This window comes from Streptomyces sp. NPDC048623 (genome assembly GCF_040650755.1).
Classification (GTDB): domain Bacteria; phylum Actinomycetota; class Actinomycetes; order Streptomycetales; family Streptomycetaceae; genus Streptomyces.
Map to the genome: position 1 here is coordinate 175,051 of NZ_JBEZHV010000010.1, position 24,091 is coordinate 199,141.

General features: G+C 75.5%; 19 protein-coding genes. 7 read left to right on the top strand and 12 right to left on the bottom strand.

Going from position 1 to position 24,091, the window contains the following annotated elements:
* Positions 1-110: 110 nt before the first annotated feature.
* The 4 genes from AB0C73_RS17370 to AB0C73_RS17385 form a co-directional block, all read right to left on the bottom strand.
* Complete coding sequence (locus AB0C73_RS17370) at positions 111-1,862, bottom strand: GAF domain-containing protein (RefSeq protein WP_362530357.1); 1,752 nt, start codon at positions 1,860-1,862, stop codon at positions 111-113.
* A gap of 66 nt (positions 1,863-1,928) precedes the next feature.
* Positions 1,929-5,075, bottom strand: a complete 3,147-nt coding sequence (locus AB0C73_RS17375; RefSeq protein WP_362530359.1) for an HAD-IC family P-type ATPase — start codon at positions 5,073-5,075, stop codon at positions 1,929-1,931.
* 7 nt (positions 5,076-5,082) lie between these two features.
* Positions 5,083-5,985 carry a universal stress protein gene (locus AB0C73_RS17380; protein ID WP_362530362.1) on the bottom strand — a complete coding sequence of 301 codons (903 nt, stop codon included), beginning with the start codon at positions 5,983-5,985 and terminating at the stop codon, positions 5,083-5,085.
* A complete protein-coding gene (locus AB0C73_RS17385; RefSeq protein ID WP_362530365.1) occupies positions 5,982-6,977 on the bottom strand; it encodes a universal stress protein in 996 nt (331 codons plus the stop codon). The genes AB0C73_RS17380 and AB0C73_RS17385 overlap by 4 nt, the downstream gene beginning before the upstream one ends.
* A 616-nt stretch (positions 6,978-7,593) precedes the next feature.
* On the opposite strand from AB0C73_RS17385, the gene AB0C73_RS17390 reads away from it, so the two are divergent.
* Complete coding sequence (locus AB0C73_RS17390; protein ID WP_362530366.1) at positions 7,594-8,586, top strand: nitroreductase family protein; 993 nt, start codon at positions 7,594-7,596, stop codon at positions 8,584-8,586.
* A gap of 44 nt (positions 8,587-8,630) precedes the next feature.
* Here the strand turns inward: AB0C73_RS17390 and AB0C73_RS17395 are convergent, their stop codons facing one another.
* The 3 genes from AB0C73_RS17395 to AB0C73_RS17405 form a co-directional block, all read right to left on the bottom strand.
* Positions 8,631-11,117 carry a glycoside hydrolase family 65 protein gene (locus tag AB0C73_RS17395; RefSeq protein WP_362530368.1) on the bottom strand — a complete coding sequence of 829 codons (2,487 nt, stop codon included), beginning with the start codon at positions 11,115-11,117 and terminating at the stop codon, positions 8,631-8,633.
* Positions 11,118-11,167: 50 nt separating this feature from the next.
* Complete coding sequence (locus AB0C73_RS17400; RefSeq protein ID WP_362530371.1) at positions 11,168-12,043, bottom strand: HAD-IA family hydrolase; 876 nt, start codon at positions 12,041-12,043, stop codon at positions 11,168-11,170.
* 66 nt (positions 12,044-12,109) lie between these two features.
* A complete protein-coding gene (locus AB0C73_RS17405) occupies positions 12,110-13,186 on the bottom strand; it encodes a zinc-dependent alcohol dehydrogenase family protein (protein WP_362530372.1) in 1,077 nt (358 codons plus the stop codon).
* Between the two features lie 200 nt (positions 13,187-13,386).
* Between AB0C73_RS17405 and AB0C73_RS17410 the strand changes: the two genes are divergently transcribed.
* From AB0C73_RS17410 to AB0C73_RS17420, 3 genes are all read left to right on the top strand, one after another.
* The gene (locus tag AB0C73_RS17410; protein ID WP_362530374.1) at positions 13,387-14,841 is read left to right on the top strand and encodes an MBL fold metallo-hydrolase; all 1,455 of its coding nucleotides are present in this window, start codon (positions 13,387-13,389) and stop codon (positions 14,839-14,841) included.
* 70 nt (positions 14,842-14,911) lie between these two features.
* Positions 14,912-15,574 carry a CBS domain-containing protein gene (locus tag AB0C73_RS17415; protein ID WP_362530377.1) on the top strand — a complete coding sequence of 221 codons (663 nt, stop codon included), beginning with the start codon at positions 14,912-14,914 and terminating at the stop codon, positions 15,572-15,574.
* Positions 15,575-15,692: 118 nt separating this feature from the next.
* On the top strand, positions 15,693-17,039 hold the full coding sequence (locus tag AB0C73_RS17420) for a nicotinate phosphoribosyltransferase (protein ID WP_362530380.1): 1,347 nt from the start codon (positions 15,693-15,695) through the stop codon (positions 17,037-17,039).
* Positions 17,040-17,764: 725 nt separating this feature from the next.
* Here AB0C73_RS17420 and AB0C73_RS17425 read toward each other — a convergent pair.
* From AB0C73_RS17425 to AB0C73_RS17435, 3 genes are read right to left on the bottom strand one after another with little or no spacing between them, the layout of a single operon-like run.
* Positions 17,765-18,394, bottom strand: coding sequence for a hypothetical protein (locus tag AB0C73_RS17425; RefSeq protein WP_362530383.1), 630 nt, complete (start codon positions 18,392-18,394; stop codon positions 17,765-17,767).
* Between the two features lie 34 nt (positions 18,395-18,428).
* A complete protein-coding gene (locus AB0C73_RS17430) occupies positions 18,429-18,950 on the bottom strand; it encodes a flavodoxin domain-containing protein (protein ID WP_362530384.1) in 522 nt (173 codons plus the stop codon).
* Positions 18,947-19,405, bottom strand: a complete 459-nt coding sequence (locus AB0C73_RS17435; RefSeq protein WP_362530387.1) for an Hsp20/alpha crystallin family protein — start codon at positions 19,403-19,405, stop codon at positions 18,947-18,949. Before AB0C73_RS17435 ends, AB0C73_RS17430 begins: the two co-directional genes overlap by 4 nt.
* A gap of 340 nt (positions 19,406-19,745) precedes the next feature.
* Between AB0C73_RS17435 and AB0C73_RS17440 the strand changes: the two genes are divergently transcribed.
* The gene (locus tag AB0C73_RS17440) at positions 19,746-20,636 is read left to right on the top strand and encodes a universal stress protein (protein WP_362530389.1); all 891 of its coding nucleotides are present in this window, start codon (positions 19,746-19,748) and stop codon (positions 20,634-20,636) included.
* Between the two features lie 106 nt (positions 20,637-20,742).
* On the opposite strand, the gene AB0C73_RS17445 is transcribed toward AB0C73_RS17440, so the two are convergent.
* On the bottom strand, positions 20,743-21,489 hold the full coding sequence (locus AB0C73_RS17445; RefSeq protein ID WP_362530391.1) for a pyridoxamine 5'-phosphate oxidase family protein: 747 nt from the start codon (positions 21,487-21,489) through the stop codon (positions 20,743-20,745).
* Positions 21,489-22,397 carry a universal stress protein gene (locus AB0C73_RS17450; RefSeq protein ID WP_362530393.1) on the bottom strand — a complete coding sequence of 303 codons (909 nt, stop codon included), beginning with the start codon at positions 22,395-22,397 and terminating at the stop codon, positions 21,489-21,491. The genes AB0C73_RS17445 and AB0C73_RS17450 overlap by 1 nt, the downstream gene beginning before the upstream one ends.
* A 299-nt stretch (positions 22,398-22,696) precedes the next feature.
* On the opposite strand from AB0C73_RS17450, the gene AB0C73_RS17455 reads away from it, so the two are divergent.
* The gene (locus AB0C73_RS17455; RefSeq protein ID WP_362530396.1) at positions 22,697-23,551 is read left to right on the top strand and encodes a universal stress protein; all 855 of its coding nucleotides are present in this window, start codon (positions 22,697-22,699) and stop codon (positions 23,549-23,551) included.
* Positions 23,552-23,754: 203 nt separating this feature from the next.
* Positions 23,755-24,072 carry a rhodanese-like domain-containing protein gene (locus AB0C73_RS17460; RefSeq protein WP_362530399.1) on the top strand — a complete coding sequence of 106 codons (318 nt, stop codon included), beginning with the start codon at positions 23,755-23,757 and terminating at the stop codon, positions 24,070-24,072.
* The last annotated feature ends 19 nt before the right edge of the window (positions 24,073-24,091 follow it).

Genomic DNA, 24,091 nt, shown 5'->3' on the forward strand with positions numbered 1-24,091 from the left:
GTGCATGGGGTCTCCCCAGGCCCGCCAGGGCCGAGGGGAAGCAGCGAGGTGCCGTGCCAGGCGTCGCGGACCCGGCCATGATCCGCCGGACAGGCCCTAGGCCGCCGGGCTCACCTCCCCGCGCCGCCCGCCAGCGGGACGCGCCATTCCAGGACCGTGCCCCGGCCCGCCGATTCCGGGCGCGCGCGGACGGTGAGGTCGCCGCCCAGGCGTTCGGCGCGTTCGGTCAGGTTGCGCAGTCCGCTGCGGGTGGTGCCGCCGGGCGGGATGCCGACGCCGTCGTCGCTCACCGTCACCGAGAGGACGCCGTCGCCGGCCACGACCGCGACCTCGGCGTGGCGGGCACGCGCGTGACGGGCCACGTTCGTGAGCGCCTCGCCGATCACCGCGATCACCTCGTCCGCCGTCCCGGTCGGTACGTCCGTGTCGAGCAGGCCCTCCATGCGCAGCGCCGGGGCGTACCCGAGGGTGCCGGCGGCCGCGTCGACGGTCTTCACGACGCGGTTGCGGAGCTTCGGGGTGCTGCCGCCGGTGTCGTGCTCGCGCAGTCCGAAGATGGTCGACCGGATGATCTTGATGGTGGCGTCCAGGTCGTCGACCGCCCGGGACAGCCGGTCCACCGCCTCCGGGTGGTCGACGAAACGGCGGGCGCTCTGCAGGGTCATGCCGGTGGCGAACAGGCGCTGGATGGCCAGGTCGTGCAGGTCGCGGGCGATGCGGTCACGGTCCTCCAGGAGGCTCACCTGTTCGGCGTCACGGCGCCGCTCGGCCAGCTCCAGGGCGAGCGCCGCCTGCCCCGCGAACCCGGGGAGGGCACCCGTCTCGGCGCTCGTGAAGGGCGGGCGGCCGTCGCTCCGGGCGAGGACCAGGACGCCGCTGAGCCGTTCCTTCGTGCCGACGGTGACGGCGACCGCCGGCCCGTACCCGTGCCAGCGTTCGCGCTCCACGGTGATGCGCTCGTCGCTCGCGACATCGGCCACGGTGACCAGGCCGCCGCCGTCCCGGTGGAGCGCCGCGGCGGCCAGGGTCCCCTCGCTGCCGCGCAGCGTCAGGCCCCGGTGCGCGTCGGCGCCGTCGCCGCAGGCCAGCGAGGTGCGCAGCTCGCCGCCCGGGCCTACGAGGTAGAAGACGCCGAGGTCGGCGCCGGCGATGTCCACCGCCTGTTCCAGCATGCCGTCGAGGACCTCCGCCTCCTCCGCGCCGGACAGCAGGGCGCTGGTGACGTCGGATCCCGCGGCGAGCCAGCGCTGGCGCAGCCGGCCCTCCTCGTACAGGCGCGCGTTCTCGATGGCGATGCCGGCGGCGACCGCGAGGGTGGTGACGACGGCCTCGTCCTCGGCGTCGAACTCCGCGCCGCCCCGCTTCTCGGTGAGGTAGAGGTTGCCGAACACCTCGTCGCGGACCCTGATGGGCACGCCCAGGAACGAGTGCATCGGCGGGTGGTGGGGCGGGAAGCCGTACGAGGCGGGGTGGTCCGACAGCTCCGCGAGCCGCAGCGGCTCGGGGTGGCGGATCAGCTCCCCGAGGATGCCGTGCCCGGACGGCGGCGCGCCGATCCGCTCCCTGAGCTCGTCGTCGACGCCGGTCGCGAGGAACGCGGAGAGGTGTCTGTGGTCGTCGCCGATCACCCCGAGCGCGCCGTACTCGGCGTCGACCAGGGTCACCGCCGCCTCCACGATGCCGCGCAGCACATGCGGCAGGTCGAGTTCACGGCCGACGGACATGACGGCTTCCAGGAGTCCGGTGAACCGGTCGCGCGCGCCCCGCACCTCGTCGATCCGCGCCTGGAGCTCGTCCACGAGCTGGTCGAGCCGGAGCCGGGGCAGCCGTGCGTCCGGTACGGCACTGTCCTCGCGGCCCATCGGCACCTCCGGTCCCCTCGGGCGCGCGCCGACCGCACTCGTCGCGCCCGCCCGCCACGCCCGCTCTCACCGTAGCCCGGATGGCTGGGGCGTTCCTCCCGGAGTGCCGTTCCGGTCCCCGGCACGGGGCGCGGTACGAGACGCGGTACGGGACCCGGTACGGAACGCGGTACGGACGAGCCGCGCGGCGAGGAATCCGACGGGCGCGCAGGCCGCGGCCAGGCCGACGCCGGTCCAGCCGAGCGGCTCGGTCTCCAGGACGGAACGCAGGAAGGGCACGTAGAGCGCCGCCGCGCCGAGCAGGGCGGAGGCGAGGACGGACAGCGGCAGGAAGGGGTTCCGCGGGGTGAACAGCCGGGCCCGCAGGCCGAGCACGACGCCGAGCTGGGCGGCGAGGAGAGCGAGGAAGAGGACGCTCTGCCAGGGCAGGTCCAGGGCCTTGGCGGCGAGGCCCGCGGCGAGCGTGGCGGCCGTGACGACACCGGCCAGCAGCAGCAGTCGCTGCCAGGCGCCGCCGCCGAGGATGTGCTGGTCGGGCGGGCGCGGCGGGCGGCGCATCGTGCCGGGCGAGGCCGGTTCGGCGCCCATGGCGACCCCGGTGAGGCCATGGGTGAGGAGGTTGATCCACAGGATCTGGCCGGCCCGCAGTGGCAGCGGGAGGCCGAGGAGGGGGCCGGCGAGCATCACGAGGATCTCGGCGGCGCCGCCGGCCATGCCGTAGACCAGGAAGCGGCGGATGTTGTCGTAGACCCGCCGTCCCTCCTCGACGGCCGCGACGACCGTGGACAGTTCGTCGTCCGTGAGGACCAGGTCGGCGGCCTGGCGCGCGACCTCCGTGCCCCGCGCGCCCATCGCGACGCCGATGTCCGCCCGGTGCAGGGCCGGGCCGTCGTTCACGCCGTCGCCGGTCATCGCCGTCACCGCGCCCGCGTCCCGCCAGGCCTCGACGACGTCCAGCTTCTGCTGCGGGTCGGTGCGGGCGAAGACCCGGACCGAGGTGAGGTCGGCGACCCGTCCGGCGGCCACGTCCGCGCCGGTCACGACCCGCCCGTCCGGCTCACCGGCCTCACCGCCGTCGCCTTCGAGTTCGCCATCGCCTTCGCCGAGGAGGGAGACGCGGGTGGCGATCGCCCGTGCGGTCGCCGGGTGGTCGCCGGTGATGAGTACGGGGGTGATGCCGGCCGACCGGCAGGCGGCGAGGGTCGCGGCGGCGTGCGGCTTGGGCGGGTCGCTGAGCGCGACGAGCCCGAGCAGCGCGAGCCCCGACTCCGCCGCGGTGACCGGGTCGGGCACCCCGTCCCGTACCCCCGAGGCCACGGCGAGCACCCGGTACCCCCGCTCGGCAAGGCGCGCGGCCCGCTCGCGGGCCAGGTCGAGGGTGCCGGGTCCGTCGGTCAGGAAGGCGGGATCGAGTACGGCGTCGGGCGCGCCCTTGAGACAGACGAGAACCGGTCCGCCGGGGCCCGGGCCGGGGCCCGGGTCGGGGTGCCGGGCGGCGTCCCGGCCGGAGCTCCGGTCCGGGTTCGGGTCGCGTTGCCAGCCGGGGGCCGGGTCGAGGTGCCCGTCATGATGCCGGTCGGGGTCCTGGCCGGGGTGCCAGTCGGCGTCCCGGCCGGAGCTCCGGTCCGGGTTCGGGTCGCGTTGCCGGCCAGGGGCCGGGTCAAGGTGCCCGTCAGGGTGTCGGCCAAGGTCCAGGCCGGGGTGCTGTCCGGGGTGCCGGCCGGGGGCCGGGTCGTGGTACCGGCCGGAGTCCGGGTCGCGGTGCCCGTCAGGGTGCCGGTCGGGGGCCGGGCCCGGGTGCCAGCCGGGATGCTGGTCGGCGTCCGGGGCGGGGCTCCGGTCCGGGGCCCGGTCGAGGTAACGGTGGAGGGTGGTCATGCGGCGGCGGAGGCTGTCGAAGGGTGCCTCGGCGATCCGGGGGCGGCTCGCGGCGAGTTCGGCCCGGTCGGGGCAGCCGGCCTTGGCCGCGGCGGTGAGCAGGGCGCCCTCCATGGGGTCGCCCAGGACCGTCCAGCGGGCGTCGGGACCTTCGCCGTCCGGCGGGTGAAGCGTCGCGTCGTTGCACAGGGCCGCCGCGGTGAGCAGTTCCCGTACGGGCCGGAGCTCGTCCGGCTCCGCCGCCCGGCCGTCGACCAGGGCGTCGCCCTCGGGCTCGTACCCCACGCCCGTGAACTCCAGCTCCAGGCTCCCGCGCGGCGTCCAGACGTGCTGCACGACCATGCGGCCCTCGGTGAGGGTGCCGGTCTTGTCGGTGGCGAGGACGGACACCGAGCCGAGCGTCTCCACGGCGGGCAGCCGCCGCACCAGGGCGTGCCGGGCGACCATGCGGCGGGCGCCGAGGGCGAGGGCGAGGGTGACGACGGCGGGCAGGGACTCGGGGACGGCGGCCACGGCCAGGCTGATGGCGGTGACCGCCATCGTGCCGAGCGGGAGTCCCCGGATCAGGCCGAGCGCGAAGACCAGGACGCACAGGGCGAGGGTCACGACGGCCAGGACGCGCCCGAGGGCGGCGAGACGGCGCTGCAGCGGGGTCGGGTCGCGGCGGTCGTCGAGCAGGGCGGCGATCCGGCCGAGGGCGCTCGCGGCACCCGTCGCCGTGACCGTGGCGACGCCCCGGCCGCGTACGACGACGGTCCCGGCGCTCAGGGTGTCCCCCGTGGTCTTGTCCACGGCCACGGACTCCCCCGTGAGCATGGACTCGTCGAGGAGCAGCGCCGAGGCCTCGGCGAGCGCCGCGTCGGCGGCGACGATGTCGCCCTCGGCGAGCAGCAGGACGTCCCCCGGCACGACCTCCGCCGCCGGCAGGTCGCGTACGGCGCCGTCGCGCCGTACCTGGGCGTGCGGCGCGCTGAGGGCGGAGAGGGCGGCGACGGCGTTGTCGGCGCGGATCTCCTGGACGACGCCGACGGTCGTGTTCACGACGACGACGAGCGCGATCACGATCGCGTCCGGGTGGTCGCCGATCGCGAGGGTGAGGACGACGGCGCCGAGCAGCACCATGATCAGCGGGTCGCGCAGCTGGGCCAGGATCCGGCTCGGGAGGCGCACGGGCTGCCGTGCGGCCACCTCGTTGGGGCCCTCGGCGGCGAGCCGGCGGGCGGCTTCCGCCTCGGTGAGGCCGGTCGCCGGGTCCGCGGCCAGGGCGGACGACCCGGCGGACCCGGCTGTCGGGGACTTCGTCATCGGGGTCGACGCCGGAGGCGGGGTGGGCATCGCGGGGTCACCCCACGGGGACGGTGATCACGGGGCAGTGGGCGCGGTGCAGCAGTCCGTGCACGACGGAGCCGACCCGCATCCCGGTGTATCCGCCCTGGCCCCGGCGCCCGAGGACGAGCGCGAGCGCGTGTTCGGCGGCCTCGGCGAGGCGCTCGACCGGCGAGCCGACGAGCACCTCGTGGGTGAGGCGCACGTCGGGGTACTTCTCCGCCCAGCCGGCGGTGGTCTCGGCGAGGAGTCGCCGTTCGGCATGGAACAGCTCTTCGCCGGTGTGGAAGCTGAACACCGGCGGCTGCCAGACAGCGACGGCGCGCAGGGCGCAGCCCCGCAGGTCCGCCTCCTCGAACGCGAGGGCCAGCGCGGCCCGGGAGGAGGCGCTGCCGTCGACACCGACGGCGAGGTACGGCGGGTCCTGTGTGGTGTGCTCGGCGTCGCCCACGACGACGACCGGGCAGCGCGCCTGCGCGGTGACGGGGACGACGAGCGAGCCGGCGCTCAGGAACTCCTCGGTGCGGCTGAGGTGCCGGGAGCCGAGGACGACCATGGCCGCCTCGTGGGACAGGCCGGCGAGGACCCGCGCCGGGGCTCCGTCGAGGAGGGCGGTCGTGACCGGGAGGCCGGGCCGCCGGTCGCCGGCCCAGGCGGCCGCGGTGTGCAGGATCTCCCGTGCCTCCGCCTGCCGGGCCCGGTGGTGGGCGGTGTCGTGGGAGGGCTCGTGGGTGTGTTCGCGGGCGTGGTCCGGCCGCCGCCCGTGGTGGGCGTCGGGCGGTGGTGTCACGACGCTCACCAGGCGCAGTCCGAGGTGGCGGCGGTGGGCCTCGTCGGCCGCCCAGGCGACCGCGAGGTGCCAGTTCCTGAGAGGGTCGACGCCGGCGACGATCTCGCGGCGTTCCGTCGTGGCGGTCATGACGTGCTCCCGTGTCCGTGTCCGGTTCCGGTTCCGGGTCCGGTTCCGGCGCCGTGCCGGGGGATCAGCTCCACCGGGCAGTGGGCGTGCTGCAGCAGGCCGAGCGTGGTCCTGCCGAGGGTCGGGCCGAGGTATCCGGGGGCCCGTCGGCCGCCGACGACCAGGAGGACGGCGTGCCGGGACGCCTCGACGAGCGCGCCGGGGACGCTGGGGCCCCGCTCTCCCTGAGTGTCCACCGTGAGGTCGGGGAACTCCTCCCGAAGGCTCGCGGCGATGCCGGTCAGGGCGCGTACGTGTTCGCCGACGCCCTGGCCTTCCGCGCCGTTCCGCGCGGCCGCCTTCCCCCGCAGGTACGGGACGGCCTTCCACACGTGGAAGAGGCGCAACGGCACCTTGCGGAGCAGGGCCTCGCGGGCGGCCTCGCGGGCGCACCCGGCGTCGTTCGCGTCCCGTACGGCCGCGAGGACGACATCGGGCTCGGAGGGCCCGGGGGGCTCGGCGGGCTCGTCCGCGCCGCGGATCACGACGACGGGTGCCGTGGCGGCGGCCGCGAGTTCGAGGCCGACGGAGCCGAGCACGAGGGAGGAGAACCCGCCGAGGCCGCGGTGGCCGACGACGATCGTGCCGGTCGGGCCCGCGGCGGCGCGCAGCGCGGCGGGGGCGGCGCCTTCGTCGATCTCCGTCACGACGGACAGCCCGGGGTGGCGTGCCTCGGCGGCCCGGGCGGTCCGGTCGAGGAGCTCCCGGCCCGCCTGCTGTATCCGCTCCGTCTCGGCCTGCGGCAGGTAGAGGGCGCGGGTGTCGGTGGCATGGACGATGACGAGACCGGTGTGCCTCAGGTCGGCCTCCCGCGCGGCCCAGACGGCCGCCGCGTCGGCGGACGGCGACCCGTCCACGCCGACGACGACCCGTCCGGGTCCAGAACCGGGTCCGGAACCGGGGTCGGGGCCGGGGGCAGACCCGGGGCCGGGGCGGTCGGTGGTTCCGTCCATGGCTCCTCCTCGTCCGTCCTCCCAGGACGCGTGCGTCCATGGGTCCGCGGGGCCGCCCGTCCGGCCGGTCCCAGGATCCGCGCGCCCGTCGGCCCACGGGCTGATGGGCCGATGGCTCCGTGGGCCCATCAGCTCCTGGAGCCACGGCTCGCAGGGCCTCGGTCCGCGAGCTCGTCGGTCCGCCGGTCCATCGGTTCCTGGGACCGCGGGCTCGCGGGCTCGCGGGTCCATCGATCCGCAGATCCATCGGCCTGCGGGTCCATCGGTCCGGCCGGCCCTCGGTTCCAGGGTCCACCGAGCCCGTGGTGCGTCGGTCTGTTCCCACCGTCGCATCCGCCGGTCGGGGGGTCGCAGGGCCGCCGGGGCCACGTGCGGGCCCTGTCGGGCCGTGTCTAGGGGACCGTTCGGCCCTCCCCGGAACGCGGTCGGGACCCGATCGTGGTGGCATGGGACGGTCGGCCGTCCGTAGGCTCGTACAGGAGGCGCTGCGATCAGGCACCGGGACAACGTGACGAAGCCGTCGGCCGGGCACGGCACCGGCGGCGCCCCGCACCCCTCCCCCGCCGGCCCCGTCGGATCCCCTTCGGTGACCTCGCGATCAGGATCAGGAGGAACCGTGTCCACCACCGCTCCGACCCGCACGCTCGTGACGTCGCTGATCGAGGACGCCGTCACCGCCCCGTCGATGCACAACGCGCAGCCGTGGAAATTCGTCCACCGGACGGACACCGGCACCGTCGAGCTGTACGGGGATCCCGAGCGCGCCATGCCCCGCGAGGACCCCGACCACCGGGCCCTCCATCTCGGCTGCGGCGCCGTCCTGTTCGGGCTGCGGGTGTCCGCCGCCCACCACGGGCGGCACGCGGTCACGCACCTCCTGCCCGACCCCGCCGATCCCTGGCACTTCGCCGACGTCCGCCTGCCCGAAGCGGTCGGCGACCGCGACGCCGGGCTCGCGGCGCTGCATCCCGCGCTGCGGGAGCGGCACACCAGCCGGCTCCCGTTCACCGACGAACGCATCGCGCCCGAGATCCTCGACACGCTGCGCTCCGCGGCGTTCCTGGAGGGCTGCCGCCTGGTCGTGCCCGGCGCCTGGCACACCGCGATGGTGCTCGATCTCTTCCACGACTCGGAGCGTTTCCAGTCCGCCGACCCGACCGTGCGCCAGGAGATCGACACCTGGATGCGCACCGGCGCCGAGGGCGAGAAGGGGACCGAGGGCATTCCCTCGTACGCGATCGGCCCCCGGCAGTACGACGTGACCTCGCCGGTCCGGGACTTCGGCACCCGTGGCCCCGGCGCCCCCTCCCGGGAGTCCGCGCGCTTCGAGAAGAGTCCGCAGATCGCGCTGCTCGGCACGGTGGACGACACCCCGGCGGAGTGGCTGAAGGCCGGCCAGGCGATGCACCGGGTCCTGCTCATGGCCACCCTGGAGGGCCTGTCGACCTCCCTCATGTCCCAGCCGCTCGAATGGCCGGAACTGCGTGCCGTGGCCCGCGATCCGGCGTCCACGACGGGGTTCGTGCACATGATGATCCGCATGGGGTACGGGCCGCCGGTCCGGGCCACGCCGCGCCGCCCCGTCGCCGACGTGCTGTCCTTCGAATGAGGCGATGAGGCCTCGCGCGAACGAGGCGACGAGCCCGCGCGTCCTCACAGCCGGAACCAGCGCTCCTCCCCCGGCGCGACGGCGTACCGCCGCCCGCCGGGCCCGTCGGGAAGGAGGACTCCGAGCGGTTCCGGGAGCGAGGCGGGGGCCCGGAGGCCCAGGCGTCCGGGGAGCACCCGGATCCGGACGCCCCGGTGGCCGCGGTAGCAGAGGGTGAAGGCGAAGCGGGGGATCTGGGCGAGGGGCACCGGTGACACCCGGATGCCGTCGGGGCCCGCCTCCAGGCCGGTGATCCCGCGCTCGACGAGGTCGATCGTGCCCGCCATCGCGCCGAGGTGGATGCCCTCGCCGGTGGTGCCGCCCTGGAGGTCGGCCACGTCGCCGAGCAGCGCCTCCTCGCAGTAGCGCCAGGCGTCGGCGCCCTTCTGCCGGGCGAGCACCCAGCCGTGGACGAGGCTGCTGAGGGTCGAGCCGTGGCTGGTGCGCCGCAGGTGGTACGCGACGGTGGCGCGCCAGGTCTCGTCGTCCAGGTGGTACCCGAGCCGGGTGAACAGCTCGGCCAGCTCACCGGGCCGGAAGAGGTAGCCGAGCATGAGGGTGTCGGCCTGCTTGGAGGCCTGGTAGCGGTTGACGGTGTCGCCCTCGGCCTCCAGGATCCGGTCGAGCCGGCGGATGTCTCCGTAGCGGGCGCGGTACGCGTCCCAGTCGAGCTCCGCAAGGTCCCCGTACCCCTCGAACTGGCTCACCACGCCCTGGTGGAAGGGCAGATGGAGGCGCCGGGAGACGTCGTCCCAGCGGGCGAGTTCGGTGCTGTCGAGCGCCATGCGCTCGGCCAGTTCCGCGCGCCGTGCGTCCGGGAGTTCGCCGAGCAGGTCGAGGGCGCGGGCGAGCACCCAGGCGGCGGTGGCGTTGGTGTAGGCGTTGTCGTCGATGCCGGGCGTCTCGGCGTCGGGATAGGAGTCGTGGTACTCGTCGGGGCCGACGACGCCGCGGATCCGGTAGCGGCCCAGGAGCGGGTCGAAGCGGGCGGTCCCGGCCCAGTGGCGGGCGATCTCCAGGAGCATCTCGGCCCCTTCGGCGTACAGGAAGCCGCGGTCGCCGGTGGTGCGCGCGTACCGCCAGATGTTGTACGCGATGGCCGAGCCGACATGGCGCTGGAGCCGTGAGTGGTCGGGCAGCCAGCGCCCTGAGCGCGGGTTGAGGTGCAGTTCCTGGGTCTCCTCGCGGCCCGAACTCGCGCTCTGCCAGGGGTATCTGGCCCCGGTCTCGCCGGCCGCGCGGGCGGCGGCCCGGGCGGCCGGGAGCCGGCGGTGCCGGTGGAGGAGCAGGGCGCGGGCCACCTCGGGGAAGTGGAGGTCGAGGTACGGGAGGACGAACAGCTCGTCCCAGAAGACATGACCCCGGTAGGCCTCGCCGTGCAGGCCGCGGGCGGGGACGCCCACGTCGAGTTCGGCCGTGTGCGGGGAGAGGGTCTGGAGCAGATGGAAGAGATGCAGCCGCAGGATGCGGCCGGCCTCACCGGGGACGTGCAACTCGCCCTGTTCCCAGAGGCGTTGCCAGGCGGACCGGTGGGTGGCGAGCAGCCGGGGGAATTCCGGGGCGCGGGCGACGGCGTCGCGGGCGGCCGTGAGGGGGTCGGTGGCGGGCCGGTCCGTGGAGGCGTGCAGGGCGAGGGTCTTGACGAGGCTCGCCCCGCGGCCGGGGCCGACCGGCAGCCGGTAGGTCTGGACGGTGCGGGCGCCGTCGACCGTCTCGCGGGCCGGGCGCGCCGGGCGGGTGGTGGTGCGTACGGCCAGGGCGAGCCGGGTGGCCGGGTCGGTGGTCCGGCAGCTCAGCCAGGCGATGCCGCCGGGGTCGAACCCGCCCTGCCGGTCGGTGAGATGGCGTCCTTCCAGGTTCCGGTAGCGCTCGACGCCGGCGTTGGTGACCTCGCCGTCGAGGACGGATTCGACCTCGACGGTTCCGGTCCAGCCGTAGGCGTGGAACACCGTGCGCTGGGCGGCGAGCCCGGCGTCTCCCATGTGCACGATCCGGGTGTGGCCGACGCGCAGGCCGTGGCCGCGCGCGTCCTGGAAGTGCAGGCTGCGGGTGAGCACTCCGCCGTGCAGGTCGAGCCGCACGCCGTAGTGGCGCAGATCGGCGGAGTCGGGGGTCAGCCACGGTCCGGGCGGGGCGTCCGCGGGCACGCAACGGTAGCGCAGCCGGGTCCAGTCGGGCAGGTTGACCAGGTCCTCGTTCTCGATCCTGCGGCCGGCGACGGTCGAGGTGCTCCGGTCGTAGCAGCCGGCGAGATAGGTGCCCGGGTAGTGGACGGGGCCTGCCGGGCACTCGGGCGCCGAACCGCGGGTGGCGAAGCGGCCGTTGCCGAGGGCGCAGAGGGCCTCGACCAGCCGTTCGTTCTCCGGCTCGTAACAGGGGTAGTTCCAGGTCCAGTTCCGGCTCCCGTTCGCGCGCCGGCTCCGCTCCCGACTCCGCTCCCGGTTCCTCTCCGGGCTCCGCTTCCCGTCGCGGCTCTTGTACGAGCTGTCCACGTGCGGGCTCCCACTCCGGCCCTCGCTTCGGTCCTCGCTCCGGTCCTCGCTCATCCGGCCACCCGCCATACGCGCCGGACCAGGGTCGTCAGGTCCGGGACCACCAGGTCGGCGCCCGCTTCGCGCAGCGGGGCGGTGACGTGCCCGTCCGGGGTGCGGTCGATGCCGACGACCAGTCCGAAGCCGCCCCGGTGGCCCGCGCGGACGCCGGCGAGGGCGTCCTCGACCACGGCGGCGGCGCCGGGCGTGGTGCCCAGGACACCGGCGGCGTGCAGGAACAGGGCCGGGTCCGGCTTGCCCGCGAGACCGAGGCGGGTGGCGTCCGTGCCGTCGACGACGGAGGTGAGCAGACCGGAGAGGCCCGCGGAGTCGATCAGCGCTCGGGCGTGGCGGGAGGCCGACACGGCGACGCACGGCACCCCGAGCGAGCGCAGGGCACCGAGCGCCGCCGCGACGTCCGGAAAGGGGACGACGGGTGCGGCGGCGAGGGCGTCCTGGAAGGCGGCCTCCTTGCGGGCCGCGACGGCCCAGACGGTGGCGCAGCCGGGCGGGTCGTCGGGAGACCCGGGGGGCAACCGAAGCCCGCGGGCGGTCAGGAACGCCTCGGCGCCTTCGTACCGCGCCTTCCCGTCGACGTACCGGCGGTAGTCGGTGTCCGGGTCGAACGGCGCCTGCCGCCCCGCCGCCCCGGGCCCCGCCCGGCCGAGGCAGGCGTCGAAGGCGGTCTTCCACGCCGCCGCGTGCACGACGGCGGAGTCGAGCAGGACGCCGTCGGTGTCCAGGACGAGCGCCTGCGGCGGGGAGCCGTGCGGAGGGGAGCCGAGCGGAAGGGCTTCCGAGGGCGTTCCCCCGGACGGACCAGCGGGTCCGGGTGACCTGCCCGCGGGCGGGCCGTCAGGTGCTCCGCTCGCGGGCGGGCCGGTCATGCTGCCTCCGGATGGCCGTGGTGGGGCGGCGGGCGAGGGGTCCCCGGTGCGCGGGGGACGCACCGGCTACCCGGCGGTGTCCGTGGTGTCGACGACGGTGTGCGGCGGGCTGCCGAGCGCGACCTTGAGGGCCCCGGTGTCGGCCGCGCGGCCGAACACGTCGTACGCCTCCTCCATCTGGCCCAGTTCGAAGCGATGGGTGATGAGGCCCGCCGCCGGGAGCCGTCCGGCCGCCATCATGCGCAGCAGCATGGGCGTGGACGAGGTGTCCACGAGGCCGGTGGTGATCGTGACGTCCTTGATCCACAGGTCTTCGAGGTGCAGGGTCGCGGGCTTGCCGTGGACGCCGATGTTGGCGACCCGGCCGCCGGGGCGGACCATCCGCGTGCACAGTTCGAAGGTCTGCGGGACGCCCACCGCCTCCATCACCACGTCGGCGCCCAGGCCCTCGGTGAGGTCCGCGACCAGCTGCTCCGGCCCTTCGTCGGCGCGCGCGGTGGCGTCGGCGCCGAACTCGCGCGCCGCGGCGAGCCGGGAGTCGGCGAGGTCGACGGCGACGATCCGGCCGGGGCTGTAGAGGCGGGCGGTGGTGATGGCGGCGAGGCCGATGGGGCCCGCGCCGACCACGACGACCGTGTCGCCGGGCGTGACGGCGCCGTTGAGGACGCCGACCTCGTAGGAGGTGGGGAAGATGTCGGCGAGCAGCACGGCGTCGGTGCTGTCGACGGTGCTGGGCAGCGGATGCACGGACAGGTCGGCGAACGGCACCCGTACGAACTCCGCCTGGGTGCCGTCGATCAGGTGGCCGAGGATCCAGCCCCCGCCGCCGCGGCACTGGCCGTACCGGCCCTCGCGGCAGAAGCGGCAGCGGCCGCAGGCCGAGATGCAGGAGACGAGGACCCGGTCCCCGGGCCGTACGCTCCGCACGTCGCGGCCGGTCTCGACCACCGTCCCGACGGCCTCGTGCCCGAGCACCCGGCCGGGCGTCACCTCCGGCACGTCGCCCTTGAGGATGTGCAGGTCGGTGCCGCAGATGGTCACGACGTCGACGCGCACGATGGCGTCGCCGGGGTCCTTGATGCCGGGATCGGGTACGTCCTGCCAGGCGACGCTGCCAGGCCCCTGGAAGACGGCTGCCTTCATGACGCCCACCCACTTCCTTCCGCGTTGTCCGGTTGTCCGGCTGTCGGGGTCGTTCAGTGGTCCTCCTCACCCAGGCTGGCCCGGGGCGCGCTGCCGCGCATGTGCCGGTCGGTCCACGGGTCAGGGTCTTTCGGTCCCCTGCGGAAGGCCCGTTCCGGTGCGACGGTGGTACCGGATCCCCTTCCGAAGGAGGCCCGGCCATGTCCGAGTCCCAGTCCGCGTCCGAGCCCACATCCGAGTCCGAGTCCGGCTCCGTGGCGACCCCGCGGCCGGCCCTGCTCAGTTTCCTGGGCGGGGTGGGCACGGTCACCGGCAGCAAGTTCCTGGTGGAGAGCGATCGTGCCCGGATCCTCGTCGACTGCGGTCTCTTCCAGGGTTTCGCGAAGCTGCGGCGGCGCAACTGGGAGAAGTTCGCGCGCGACGCCGCCGACATCGACGCCGTCGTCGTCACCCACGCCCATCTGGACCACTGCGGCTATCTGCCCCGTCTGGTCCGGCAGGGCTTCCGGGGACCGATCCTGACCACGCCGCACACCGCGCGCCTGGCCGGGATCGTGCTGCGCGACAGCGCCCGGCTCCAGATGGAGGAGGCGCGGCACGCCAACGAGCACGGCTGGTCCAAGCACCGTCCGGCGAAGCCGCTGTACGACGACTCGGACGTCGACAAGACGCTGTCCTTCTTCGACCCGGTCCCGCTGGGCGCGGACGTGGAGATCACCGGCGGCAACCGGCTGACCCTGCACCACGGCGGCCACATCCTGGGCTCGGCGTGGGCCCGCCTCACCCTGGAGGACGGCCACACCCTGGCCGTCTCCGGGGACATGGGACGGCCCGGGCATCCGCTGCTGCTCCCGCCGGAGCCGTTCTCGGGCGCCGACGTGCTCCTGATGGAGTCGACGTACGGCGACCGCCGGCACGACCAGGAGACCGGCCGGTCGGAGTTCGCCGCCGTGATCGCCCGGACCGTGGCCCGGGGCGGCACCGTCGTCATCCCGGCGTTCGCGATCGACCGGACCGAGGTCGTCCTGCACGAGCTGACCCGGCTGCGCGAGACGGGCGTGCTGCCCGGCTCCGTACCCGTGTACGTGGACAGCCCGATGGCCCTGGCCGCGCTCGACGTGTACCGGGACGCCGTACGGGAGCGGTCGGCCGAACTGCGGCCGGAGATCCTGGAGCAGGGGGAGGCGGCGCTGAGCCCGGCCCCGTTCCTGGCCGCGCGGACCGTGCAGGAGTCCATCGAGATCAACGACGTGACCGGTCCGGCCGTCATCGTCTCCTCGGCGGGCATGGCCACCGGCGGACGCGTCCTGCACCATCTGCGCCGGCTCCTGCCCGACCCGCGCAACGCCGTCGTCATCGTCGGTTTCGCCGCGGCCGGCACCCGGGCGCGGGACCTGGTGGACGGCGCCCGGGCGCTGAAGATGTTCGGCCAGTACGTGCCGGTGCGGGCCGAGATCGCCGACGTACCGCACTTCTCGGCGCACGCCGACGCGGAGCAGATCCTCGGCTGGCTCCGCGGGGCGCCCGCCCCGCACACCACCTATCTGGTGCACGGCGAACCGGCCGCGTCCGAGACGCTGCGCGACCGCATCGACGAGGAGCTGGGGTGGACGGCCGTGGTGCCGCGCTCCGGGGAGGCCGTCCTGATCCGCTGACCCGGGCCCGCCCCGCCACGGCCCCCTGCCGAAGCCGCCGAGCCCGCCCCGTACCGGTGAGGAGAGAGTCATGACCAGCCGGCCGTTCACCGTCGCCGACGTGATGACCAGGAAGGTCGTCGCCGTGGAGCCGGGCGCGGAGTTCAAGGAGATCGTCACCGCCATGGAGCGGTGGAAGGTGACGGCCTTGCCGGTCGTCGAGGGCGAGGGGCGGGTCGTCGGTGTGGTGTCCGAGGCGGACCTGCTCCTCAAGGAGGAGTTCCACGACCACCGCCTCGGCCTGGTCGAGCAGCTGCGGAACCTGGAGGCCACGGCCAAGGCCGGTTCCCGGCGGGCCAAGGACCTGATGACCAGGCCCGCCGTGACCATCGGACCCGACGCGTCCCTGCCCCGGGCCGCCCGCACGATGGCCTCCCATCGGGTGAAGCGGCTGCCCGTCGTCGACGACCAGGGCGTGATCCAGGGCATCGTGAGCCGCTCCGACCTGCTCAAGGTCTTCCTCCGGCCGGACGAGGACCTGGCCGCGGAGGTGCGCCGGGACGTCGTCGAGCCGCTCTTCCCGCTCTCCGGCGCGCGGGTCGCGGTCCGTGTCGACGGAGGGGTGGTCACCCTGTCCGGCGAGGTCCGCGACACCGCGCTCGTCCCCGTCGCGACCCGCCTGGCGCGGGCGGTCGAGGGCGTGGTGGACGTACGGTGCGAGCTCACCGGGCGGACGAAGCCGCAAGGGTCGTGACACGAAGGGCCTGGGGCGCCGTGGCGCGCGGGACGCGCCCCGGGTGGCGGCCCGTCGCCGTGCGGGCCGGCGTGCGGGCCGGCGTGCGCGGGGCCGGCCGGCCGCGCATCCTCGAAGCATGTCCGAGGTGACGTCCACCGACCTGTACGAGGTCACCATGGCGCTCTCCTACCTGCGGGAGGACATGCGGGCGCCCGCCACGTTCAGCCTCTTCGTGCGGGACCTGCCGCCGGGGCGGGGCTTCCTGGTGGCCGCCGGACTGGAAGGGGTCCTGGACCACCTCTCCCGCTACCGGGTGAGCGGCTCCGACGTCGAGGAGTTCGCCGAGGTGCTGCGGCGGCCCGTCGCGGACCTGGAACCGCTGCGCGGCCTGTCCTTCGACGGAGAGGTGCGCGCCGTGCCCGAGGGGCGCCTGGTGTTCGCGGGCGAGCCGCTGCTCGAAGTCACCGCGCCGCTGCCGCAGGCGCAGCTGGTCGAGACGTATCTGCTGTCCCTGGTGGTGCATCAGACGGCGATCGCCTCCAAGGCCGCCCGGTGCGTGCTTGCGGGCGCCGGGCGCCCGCTGGTGGACTTCTCGCTGCGCCGTACGCACGGACCCGAGGCGGGTCTGCGGGCGGCGCGGCTGTGCGCCCTGGTCGGCTTCGCCGGCACCAGCAACGTCGCCGGCGCGCACCTCTGGGGGGTGCCGGCGGCGGGCACGATGGCCCACTCGTACGTCGAGGCCTTCCCGTCCGAGGAGGCGGCGTTCCGGGCGTTCGCCCGCACCCACCCCGGTCCGGTGACCTTCCTCGTCGACACGTACGACACCGATCGCGGGGTGGCGACGGCCGCGCGGGTCTTCGCCGACCTGGGTCTCGGGCCCGGCTGCGGGATCCGCCTCGACAGCGGCGACCTGGGGGCCCAGGCCCGCCGGGCGCGCACCGCGCTCGACGCGGCGGGGCTTCAGGACGTGCGGATCATCGCGAGCGGCGGTCTGGACGAGTACGGCGTCGACCGGCTGGTACGGGACGGGGCGCCGATCGACGCGTACGCGGTGGGCTCGAAGGTCGGCACGGCGGCGGACGCCCCGTACCTGGACGCGGCGTACAAACTGGTCGAGTACGACGCGCGCCCGGTGATGAAGCTGTCCGCGGCGAAGGTGACGGCGCCGGGCCCCAAGCAGGTGTTCCGCGGCCCGGGACTGCGGGACGTCATCGGCCTGGCGAACGAGGCGCCGCCCGAGGGCACGGAGCCGCTGCTGCGCACGGTGATGCGCGGCGGCCTGCGCACCGACCCGCCCGACACCCTGGCGGCCGCCCGGGCCCGCTTCGAGACCGACCTCGCCGCGCTCCCGGAGGAGTCCCGCCGCCTCACGGACCCGGTCCCACCGCTCCCGTCCGCGTCGACCCGCCTGACGGCCCTGACGACGGTCGTCCGCCACCGGGTGGAGTCGGGAGCGAGCGGCGCGGGGCGGCAGACCACCTGAGGGAGGGTGACGGGCCGAAGCGCCGGCGGCCCGTGCGCCGCGTGCGCTCCCCGACGCGCGTGCGGGGCGTCGCGGCCCCGGCCTGCACCCGCCGGACGGGCCGGGGGCGGCCGGGTTCCGGAAGGCCCCCAGGGCTTCGCCCGGGTGGGGCGCCATCGGGGCGAAGCCAGGTGGCTGCCCTGCTCCGGCGGGCCGGAGGGCGGTCAGTCCGGGCCGGGGCTCTCCCATGGCTCACCCGGATCGGGGTGCCACCGGCGCAGCCAGGTGGCTGCCTGCTGTGACGGGGCGCGGGCTGGTCAGCCGGTGCCGCGGCGGCGGCGGACGCGCCTGCCGGGCGTCTCGGCCCCCGCCGGACCCGCCGGACAGACCCTCGGACCATGTCCGGAAGGCCCGGACGGCTCCCCCTGGCTTCACCCAAGGTGGGGCGCCACCGGCGCAGCCAGGAGGCAGCCCTGCCCGGCGGGCCGCGGACGGTCAGCTGGCGCCGGGGCTCTCCCATGGCTCACCCGGATCGGGGTGCCACCGGCGCAGCCAGGTGGCTGCCTGCTGTGACGGGGCGCGGGCTGGTCAGCCGGTGCCGCGGCGGCGGCGGACGCGCCTGCCGGGCGTCTCGGCCCCCGCCGGACCCGCCGGACAGGCCCTGGGCCGTGTCCGGAAGGCCCGGACGGCTCCCCCCAGGGCTTCGCCCGGATGGGGGTGCCCTGCCGCAGCGGGGCGCGGGCCGGTCAGCCGGGGCCCGGTCCCCCGCCGCGGGGGAGGCGGCCGGACCATACGGGTTCCACCTGCTCCCATTCGCGTTCCCACGCGGCGTAGCGGCGGTTGCGGGCGCGGCGGCGGACGAGGAGCAGGGCGCCGGCGCCGGAGGCGGCGACCGCGCCGGCCGCGACCGTGCCGCCGGAGAGGGAGGTCAGGGCGCGCTCGGCCGTGCCGCCCGGGGGGCGGGCGGGGGTGCCGGTGTCGTCGACCCAGAGGGGCAGCTCGTGGCCCTTGGGCGTCTTGGGCGGGACGCTGATCGTCCCGGAGCGGGCGACGTCCTTCGGGTAGGACCAGACCGCGTGCGCGAGGGCGGGGGGTGCCGCTCCGCCGTAGCGGACGGCGCCGGGCCGGTCCCGGGCCGGTTCGGTGGTCGTGGCCGTCACCTGATGGCGGTGGAGGGCGAGGTCGCGGTCGGCCCTGACACCCGCGTTCCAGATGGCGCCGGCGGCCACCGCGCCGCAGATCAGGGCGAGCGACAGGAGCAGGACGGCGAAGGCCCGCCCGACGGATCCGTGGTCCGGGTGCACGGCGTCGAAGGACGCGCGGTCCGGGGACTCGTGGTCCTGGAAGTCGTGGTCCGAGGGCTCGTGACGTGTCATGGCGTCCCTCCGCCCAACCGTCGGGGCGTGCTGGTCAGGGCGTCGTACCGGGCGCCGTGGGGCCGGTGAGCTCGTCCCCGATGTGGTGGGCCCATTCCTGGATCCGTGCCGGGTCGCGGAAGTCGCCGCCCTTGCCGTGGCGGACCAGGGAGCGGGCGATCCGGCCCGGGGTCTCGGCGGTCACGGCCCCGCCGAAGGTCATGTGCTCGCGGGCGCCGAGCTTCTTCATACGGCGGGCGACGCCGGGGACGGGCGGGATGGCGCCCTGCTCGGCCGAGCTGTCGACCGGGCCGCTGCTGAACAGCCAGACCGGGCGGTGCCGGAGCTGTTCGGCGTTGCGCCGGACGCACCGGCTGGCCTTGCCGTTCCAGCGCCCGGCGTAGAGGGCGCCGCCGACGACGACGCCGTCGTAGCTGCTGACGTCCACGACGGTGTCGGCCGGCAGGACGACCGCGTCGAGGCCGTCGGCGCGGAGGGTCTTGCCGATCTCGTCGGCGATGCCCGCGGTCGCTCCGTGCTTGCTGCCGTAGGCGACCAGGACGCGCTTCGCGTTCATGACGTCGCTCCCTCGGTGTCCGTGTCCCCGCCCCGCTTCACCGGGATGGTGCGGGTGGTGCTGCCCTGTTCCTCGGGCACGGGCACCCGGACGGTGAGGATGCCGTCCTTGTACGAGGCCTCGATGCCCTCGGCCGGGACCGTGGCCGGGAGGCGGACGGTGCGCCGGAAGGATCCGTAGCGGAACTCCGAGTGCTCCTTGTCCTCCTGGCTCTCGGTGTGCTCGGCGCGCACGGTCAGGAGGTTGTCGTCGACGGTCACGGAGATGTCGTCCGGGTCCATTCCGGGAAGCTGGGCCCGCAGCACGTACGCGCCCTCACCGCTGGTGACCTCCATGGGGATGGAGTGGGCGGCGCCTGCCGGGCGCCAGCCGGGCAGCCCGGGGAACTCGCGGTTGAACCAGTCGTCGAGGTCGGGGAAGAAGCCGTGCCTGCGCTCGATCTTGCGTCCGGTCATCGTGCTCTCCTGATCCGGGGTCCTGCGGACCGGTGTCCGGGTCTTGCGGACCGGTCTCGGAGCCGGTTCCGGCTCCGATTCCACTCTCCCGCCGCGGCGGGCGGTCGGCGAGTGCCCAGGAGGGCCGCCGTGGGGGCCGAGTGGGCCGTGACGGACGGGGCCGTTCGGCCCTCCGCCGGGACGGCACCGCGGCGCGGGCGCCGGGGGCACCGGGGATGGGCCGTTCGGTCCCGGCGGGGACCTGCCCGGCCCTGCTGCCCGGGGCACGGGGGCGGGAGCCTGAGAAGGTGGCCGGACCGGCCGCCGGGGCCGCCGGGGCGGGAAGCCGAGGAGGTACACCATGACTGCGCAGGTCACCGTCGGGCTCGACGGTTCCGGGGAGAGCCTGGCCGCCGCGCGCTGGGCGGCGGGGGAAGCGGTCCTGCGCGAGGAGCCGCTGCGGCTGGTGACCGTGGACGAGTGGCCGAGCGTTCCGGAGGTCCCCGCCTCGTACAAGAGCGCCGCCGCCGAGCGGGCGGCGACCCTCCTCGACGAAACGGCGGAGCGGGCGACGAAGGACCACCCGGGTCTCGACGTGCGGACCGAACGGGCGCGGGGCCGGGCGGCGGAGGTCCTGACCGCCCTGGCGAACGGGTCCGACCTGACCGTGCTCGGTTCGCGCGGTCTCGGCGGGGTGCGCGGTTTCGTCGTCGGCTCGGTGTCCCTTGCGGTCGTCGCGGCGGCCCGGCAGCCGGTCGTCCTGGTGCGCGCGGAGCGGCCGGAGGACGCGCTGGAGGACGCACCGGAAGAGGCGCCCACGCCCGCGTTCGGCCGGATCGTCGTGGGGGTCGACATCTACCACCCGTGCGAGCCGCTGCTCGGCTTCGCCTTCGCCGAGGCCGCCCGCAGGAACGCGCCACTGCGCTTCCTGCACACCTGGACGCTGCCGGCCTCGTACGGCTACGCGTCGATCGTGGACCCCGGTGTCGGCGAGCAGCTGGGCGAACGCCTGGAGGGCGGCCTCGACGATCTGATCGCCCCGTGGCAGAAGCGGTTCCCGGAGGTGCCGGTCACCGCCAGAGCGGTCGTGGGATCCGCCGCTTACCAGCTGGTGGTGGCGTCCCGGGATGCCGGCCTGGTGGTCGTGGGCCGCCGCGCCCGCCCGGTCCCGGTCGGCCCGCACCTCGGCCATGTCGCCCACGCGGTCATCCACCACAGCCCGGCGCCGGTGGCGGTGGTGCCGCTCGGGTGAGTCCGGGCGGGTTCCGGACGGGTGAGGCCGGGCCGGGCGCGCAGGGCGTACGGACGCCGCCGGACACTGCCCGTCCGGCGGCGCGCGTACGCCCTGCGCGCGCCGGTCAGCCGACCCCCGGCGTCCCCGGCGCGCCGGGGACCGTGATGCGCCGCCCGGTCACCCGGCGCGGCACGAGCGTGACCAGGGTGTCCCGGCCCTCGCCGGCCCACGGGGCGACGTCCGCGGCGTCCTTCAGGTGCGCGACGGCCTCCTCGTCGGTCACCGTGCGGGCCGCGCCGACGACGAGCACGCTCCAGCCCTGGCTGAACGCCTCGTCCAGGCGGTCCTGTTCGAAGGCGATCTCCGTGCCGGCGGCCGCGGCCCGGGCCAGGGAGGAGTCCGGGGCGGTGCGGAACACGATCCGTCCCTCGGCCACGCGGTAGTTCATGGGGAGGACGAGCAGCCCGTCCGCCCCGGTCAGGGCGATCCGGCCGACGCCGGGGCCGTCGAGCAGCTCCCAGCACTCCTCCGTCCCGATCCTCTCCAGGTGGGCGTCCCGGCCGGCGAGCGCGCCCCCGGGCGCGACGTCCACCGTGTATCCGGTGAGGTCCTGGACGGTGGTCTCCAGGGCGTCCGCGAGGCGGACCAGGAATTCGATGCCCGGGGTGGGCAGCCGCTCCTCCACATAGGCGATGTAGCCGGGCGTGGAGCCGGCGCGTTCGGCCACCTCGTCCAGGGACAGGCCGAGCCGGGCGCGCCGCGAGGCCACGCGGCGGCCGAGGTCGCTCATGCCGTGGGCGGAGTGGCCGTGCGGGGAGTGGCCGTGCGGCGGGTGGCCGTGCGGGGGGTGCGGGGCGGCGGCCGGGTTCATCACAGCTCTCCTTCCGGCTCCGGCGCGTGGGGACGGCGCTGCGGTACGACGGCGACGGGGCAGGCGGCGTGGTGCAGGGCGCGGTGGGCGACCCGGCCGAGTTCCAGGCCGACGAGGCCGTCGCGGCGGCGGGCGCCGACGACGAGGAGGTCGGCCGCCGCGGACCGGTCGGTGAGGACGCGGTGGGCGTGGCCCTCGGCCGTGGTTCTGCGCAGCCGGACGTCCGGGAACTCGCGGACGGCCGCTTCGAGGGCCTTGTCGAGCAGGTCGGACGCCTCGTGCTCGGCGGGAGCGCCGCCCGTGCCGCTGAGCAGCGGGTGGCTGCCGGGCAGGCCGTGGGCGGGGCGCCGCCAGGTCCGTACGACATCCAGCTCGGCGTCCCGTACGGCCGCCTCGTGGAAGGCGAACCGCACGGCCGGCGAGTCCACGTCGTGCTCGCCGACACCGAGCAGCACGCGCCCGTGGCGTCCTTCCAGGGCGTGCCGGTCACCTCGTACGACGACGACCGGGCCGTGCGCCCGCGCGGCCACGACGAGGGCCACGGAGCCGAGCAGCAGGTCGGCGAAGGCGTTCCGGCCGTGGGAGCCGACGGCCAGGAACGCGGCCTCCCGGCCCTCTCTGAGCAGGGCGCTCGCCGCGTCCTCGGCGAGGACATCGGTGGTGATCTTGAGGTCGGGCGCGCGGCGCCCGGCCCGTTCGACCGCGGTGGCGACGATGTTCTCGGCGAGCACCTGGGCCGAGGGGCGGTCGGTGGACAGGCCCGGGACGACGCCCTCGTACCGCTCCCAGAGGGAGGCGTGCACGACGCGGAGGGGAAGCCCTTGGCGCACGGCTTCGTCGACGGCCCAGTCGAGCGCCGTGAGACTGGCGTCGGAACCGTCGACTCCCACCACGAGAGGTGCTGTCACCTGGGGCGATCCCATCGCGCCCACCGCCTTCCTGTCCGTGCTCGGGTCCGGGTTCGTGTTCGTACTCGGGTGCGGGTTCGTGTTCGTGCTCGTGAGGTGCTCACCTGCCACGCTCGCATGGGGCGGCCGCGCCCGCCAGGGCCGGTCGGACCCAGGACCGGCAGGCCCCCTGTCCCGGTGTGGACCGTTCGGCACTGCGCTGGAGGCGCTGAGCGGCCCACGATGGAAGCAGTGCAACCCAGCAGCGGAACCGACCGAGCAGCGGAACCACCGCGTGCGACGGATGGAGGTGACCGGTCATGACGCCGAGCATCGTGGTCGGCCTGGACGGTACGGAGCAGGCGAACGCCGCCGCCGAATGGGCGGCGGACGAGGCGGTGCTGCGCGGTGCGCGCGTGCGTCTGGTGCATGTGCTCGTGCCGTCGCCGGAGGCGCTGCTGCCGCTCGTGGCGCGCGAGCCCGTCGAGTCCTGGGCCGAGGACCTGCTCACCCGTACGGCGGCCGCCCTGCGTGAGCGCCGGCCGGGCCTGCCGGTCACGACCGCCCTGCTGTCCGCCGGACCCGTGCCCAGTCTGGTCACCGCCGCCGACGACGCCGACCTGCTCGTCCTCGGCTCCCGCGCGATGGGCGCCGTGGCCGGCTATCTCGTGGGCTCGGTCGGCATGTCGGTCGCGGGCCTCGTCGAGCGACCGGTCGTCCTGGTCCGCGCGACCGGCACGCCCTCGCCGGTCGGTCCCGTGGTGGTCGGCGTCGACGTGCGTCAACCGGCGGACGGGCTCCTGGGGTTCGCCTTCGACGAGGCCTCGCGGCGCGGCAGCCCGCTGCAGGTGATGTACGTGCAGCAGCTGCCGCCGTTCGCCGGTCTCGGGCCCGCCATGGTGCCGGACGTGCGGCTCACGGTGACCCCGGAGATCAAGCGCTCCCTGGACGATCTGCTCGTTCCGTGGCGCGCGAAGTACCCGGACGTGCCCGTCACCGACCGGGTGGTGCTCGGCTCGGCCGGCCTCGAACTCGTGCACGCCGCCGAGGACGCCTCCCTCGTGGTCATCGGCCGCCGTATCCGCCGCTCGACGCTCGCCACCCACATCGGCAGCGTGGCCCACGCGGTCCTCCACCACAGCCCCGTACCGGTCGTGCTCGTGCCGCACGAGTGAGCGCGCGGGGCGGGCGACCGGGCACGAACGCCCTGCTCAGCACCGAACCGAAGCCGGGCGACGTCCTCGCGTCGCCCGGCTTCGGCGTATCGGGAGCCACACGGGATTGATACCCAGGGGGGTATTTGACAGCACGCACGGGGGCCCTTTACGGTCGAGTACATCAATACCCCAGGGGGTATCAGCGAGAGAAGGACGACTCGATGCGTGAAGTGGATCTGAACGTCTTCGCCACCGAACTCGCCGCCGGTGCTTTCGTCATCGACGTGCGCGAGCCCGACGAGTACGTGGCCGGCCATGTGCCGGGCGCCCGGCCCGCGCCGCTGTCGGCGCTCGGGGCCGCGCTCGCGGAGCTGCCCGCCGACCGGACGGTGTACGTGATCTGCGCGAGCGGCAACCGGAGCCTGTGGGCCGCCGACCAGCTCGCGGCCCGCGGTGTGGACGCCGTCTCCGTCGCGGGCGGGACCAAGGGCTGGGCGCGCGCGGGCCGGCCGCTCGTGTGCGGCACCGCCACCGCCTGACCACCCGGGGCCCACCGGC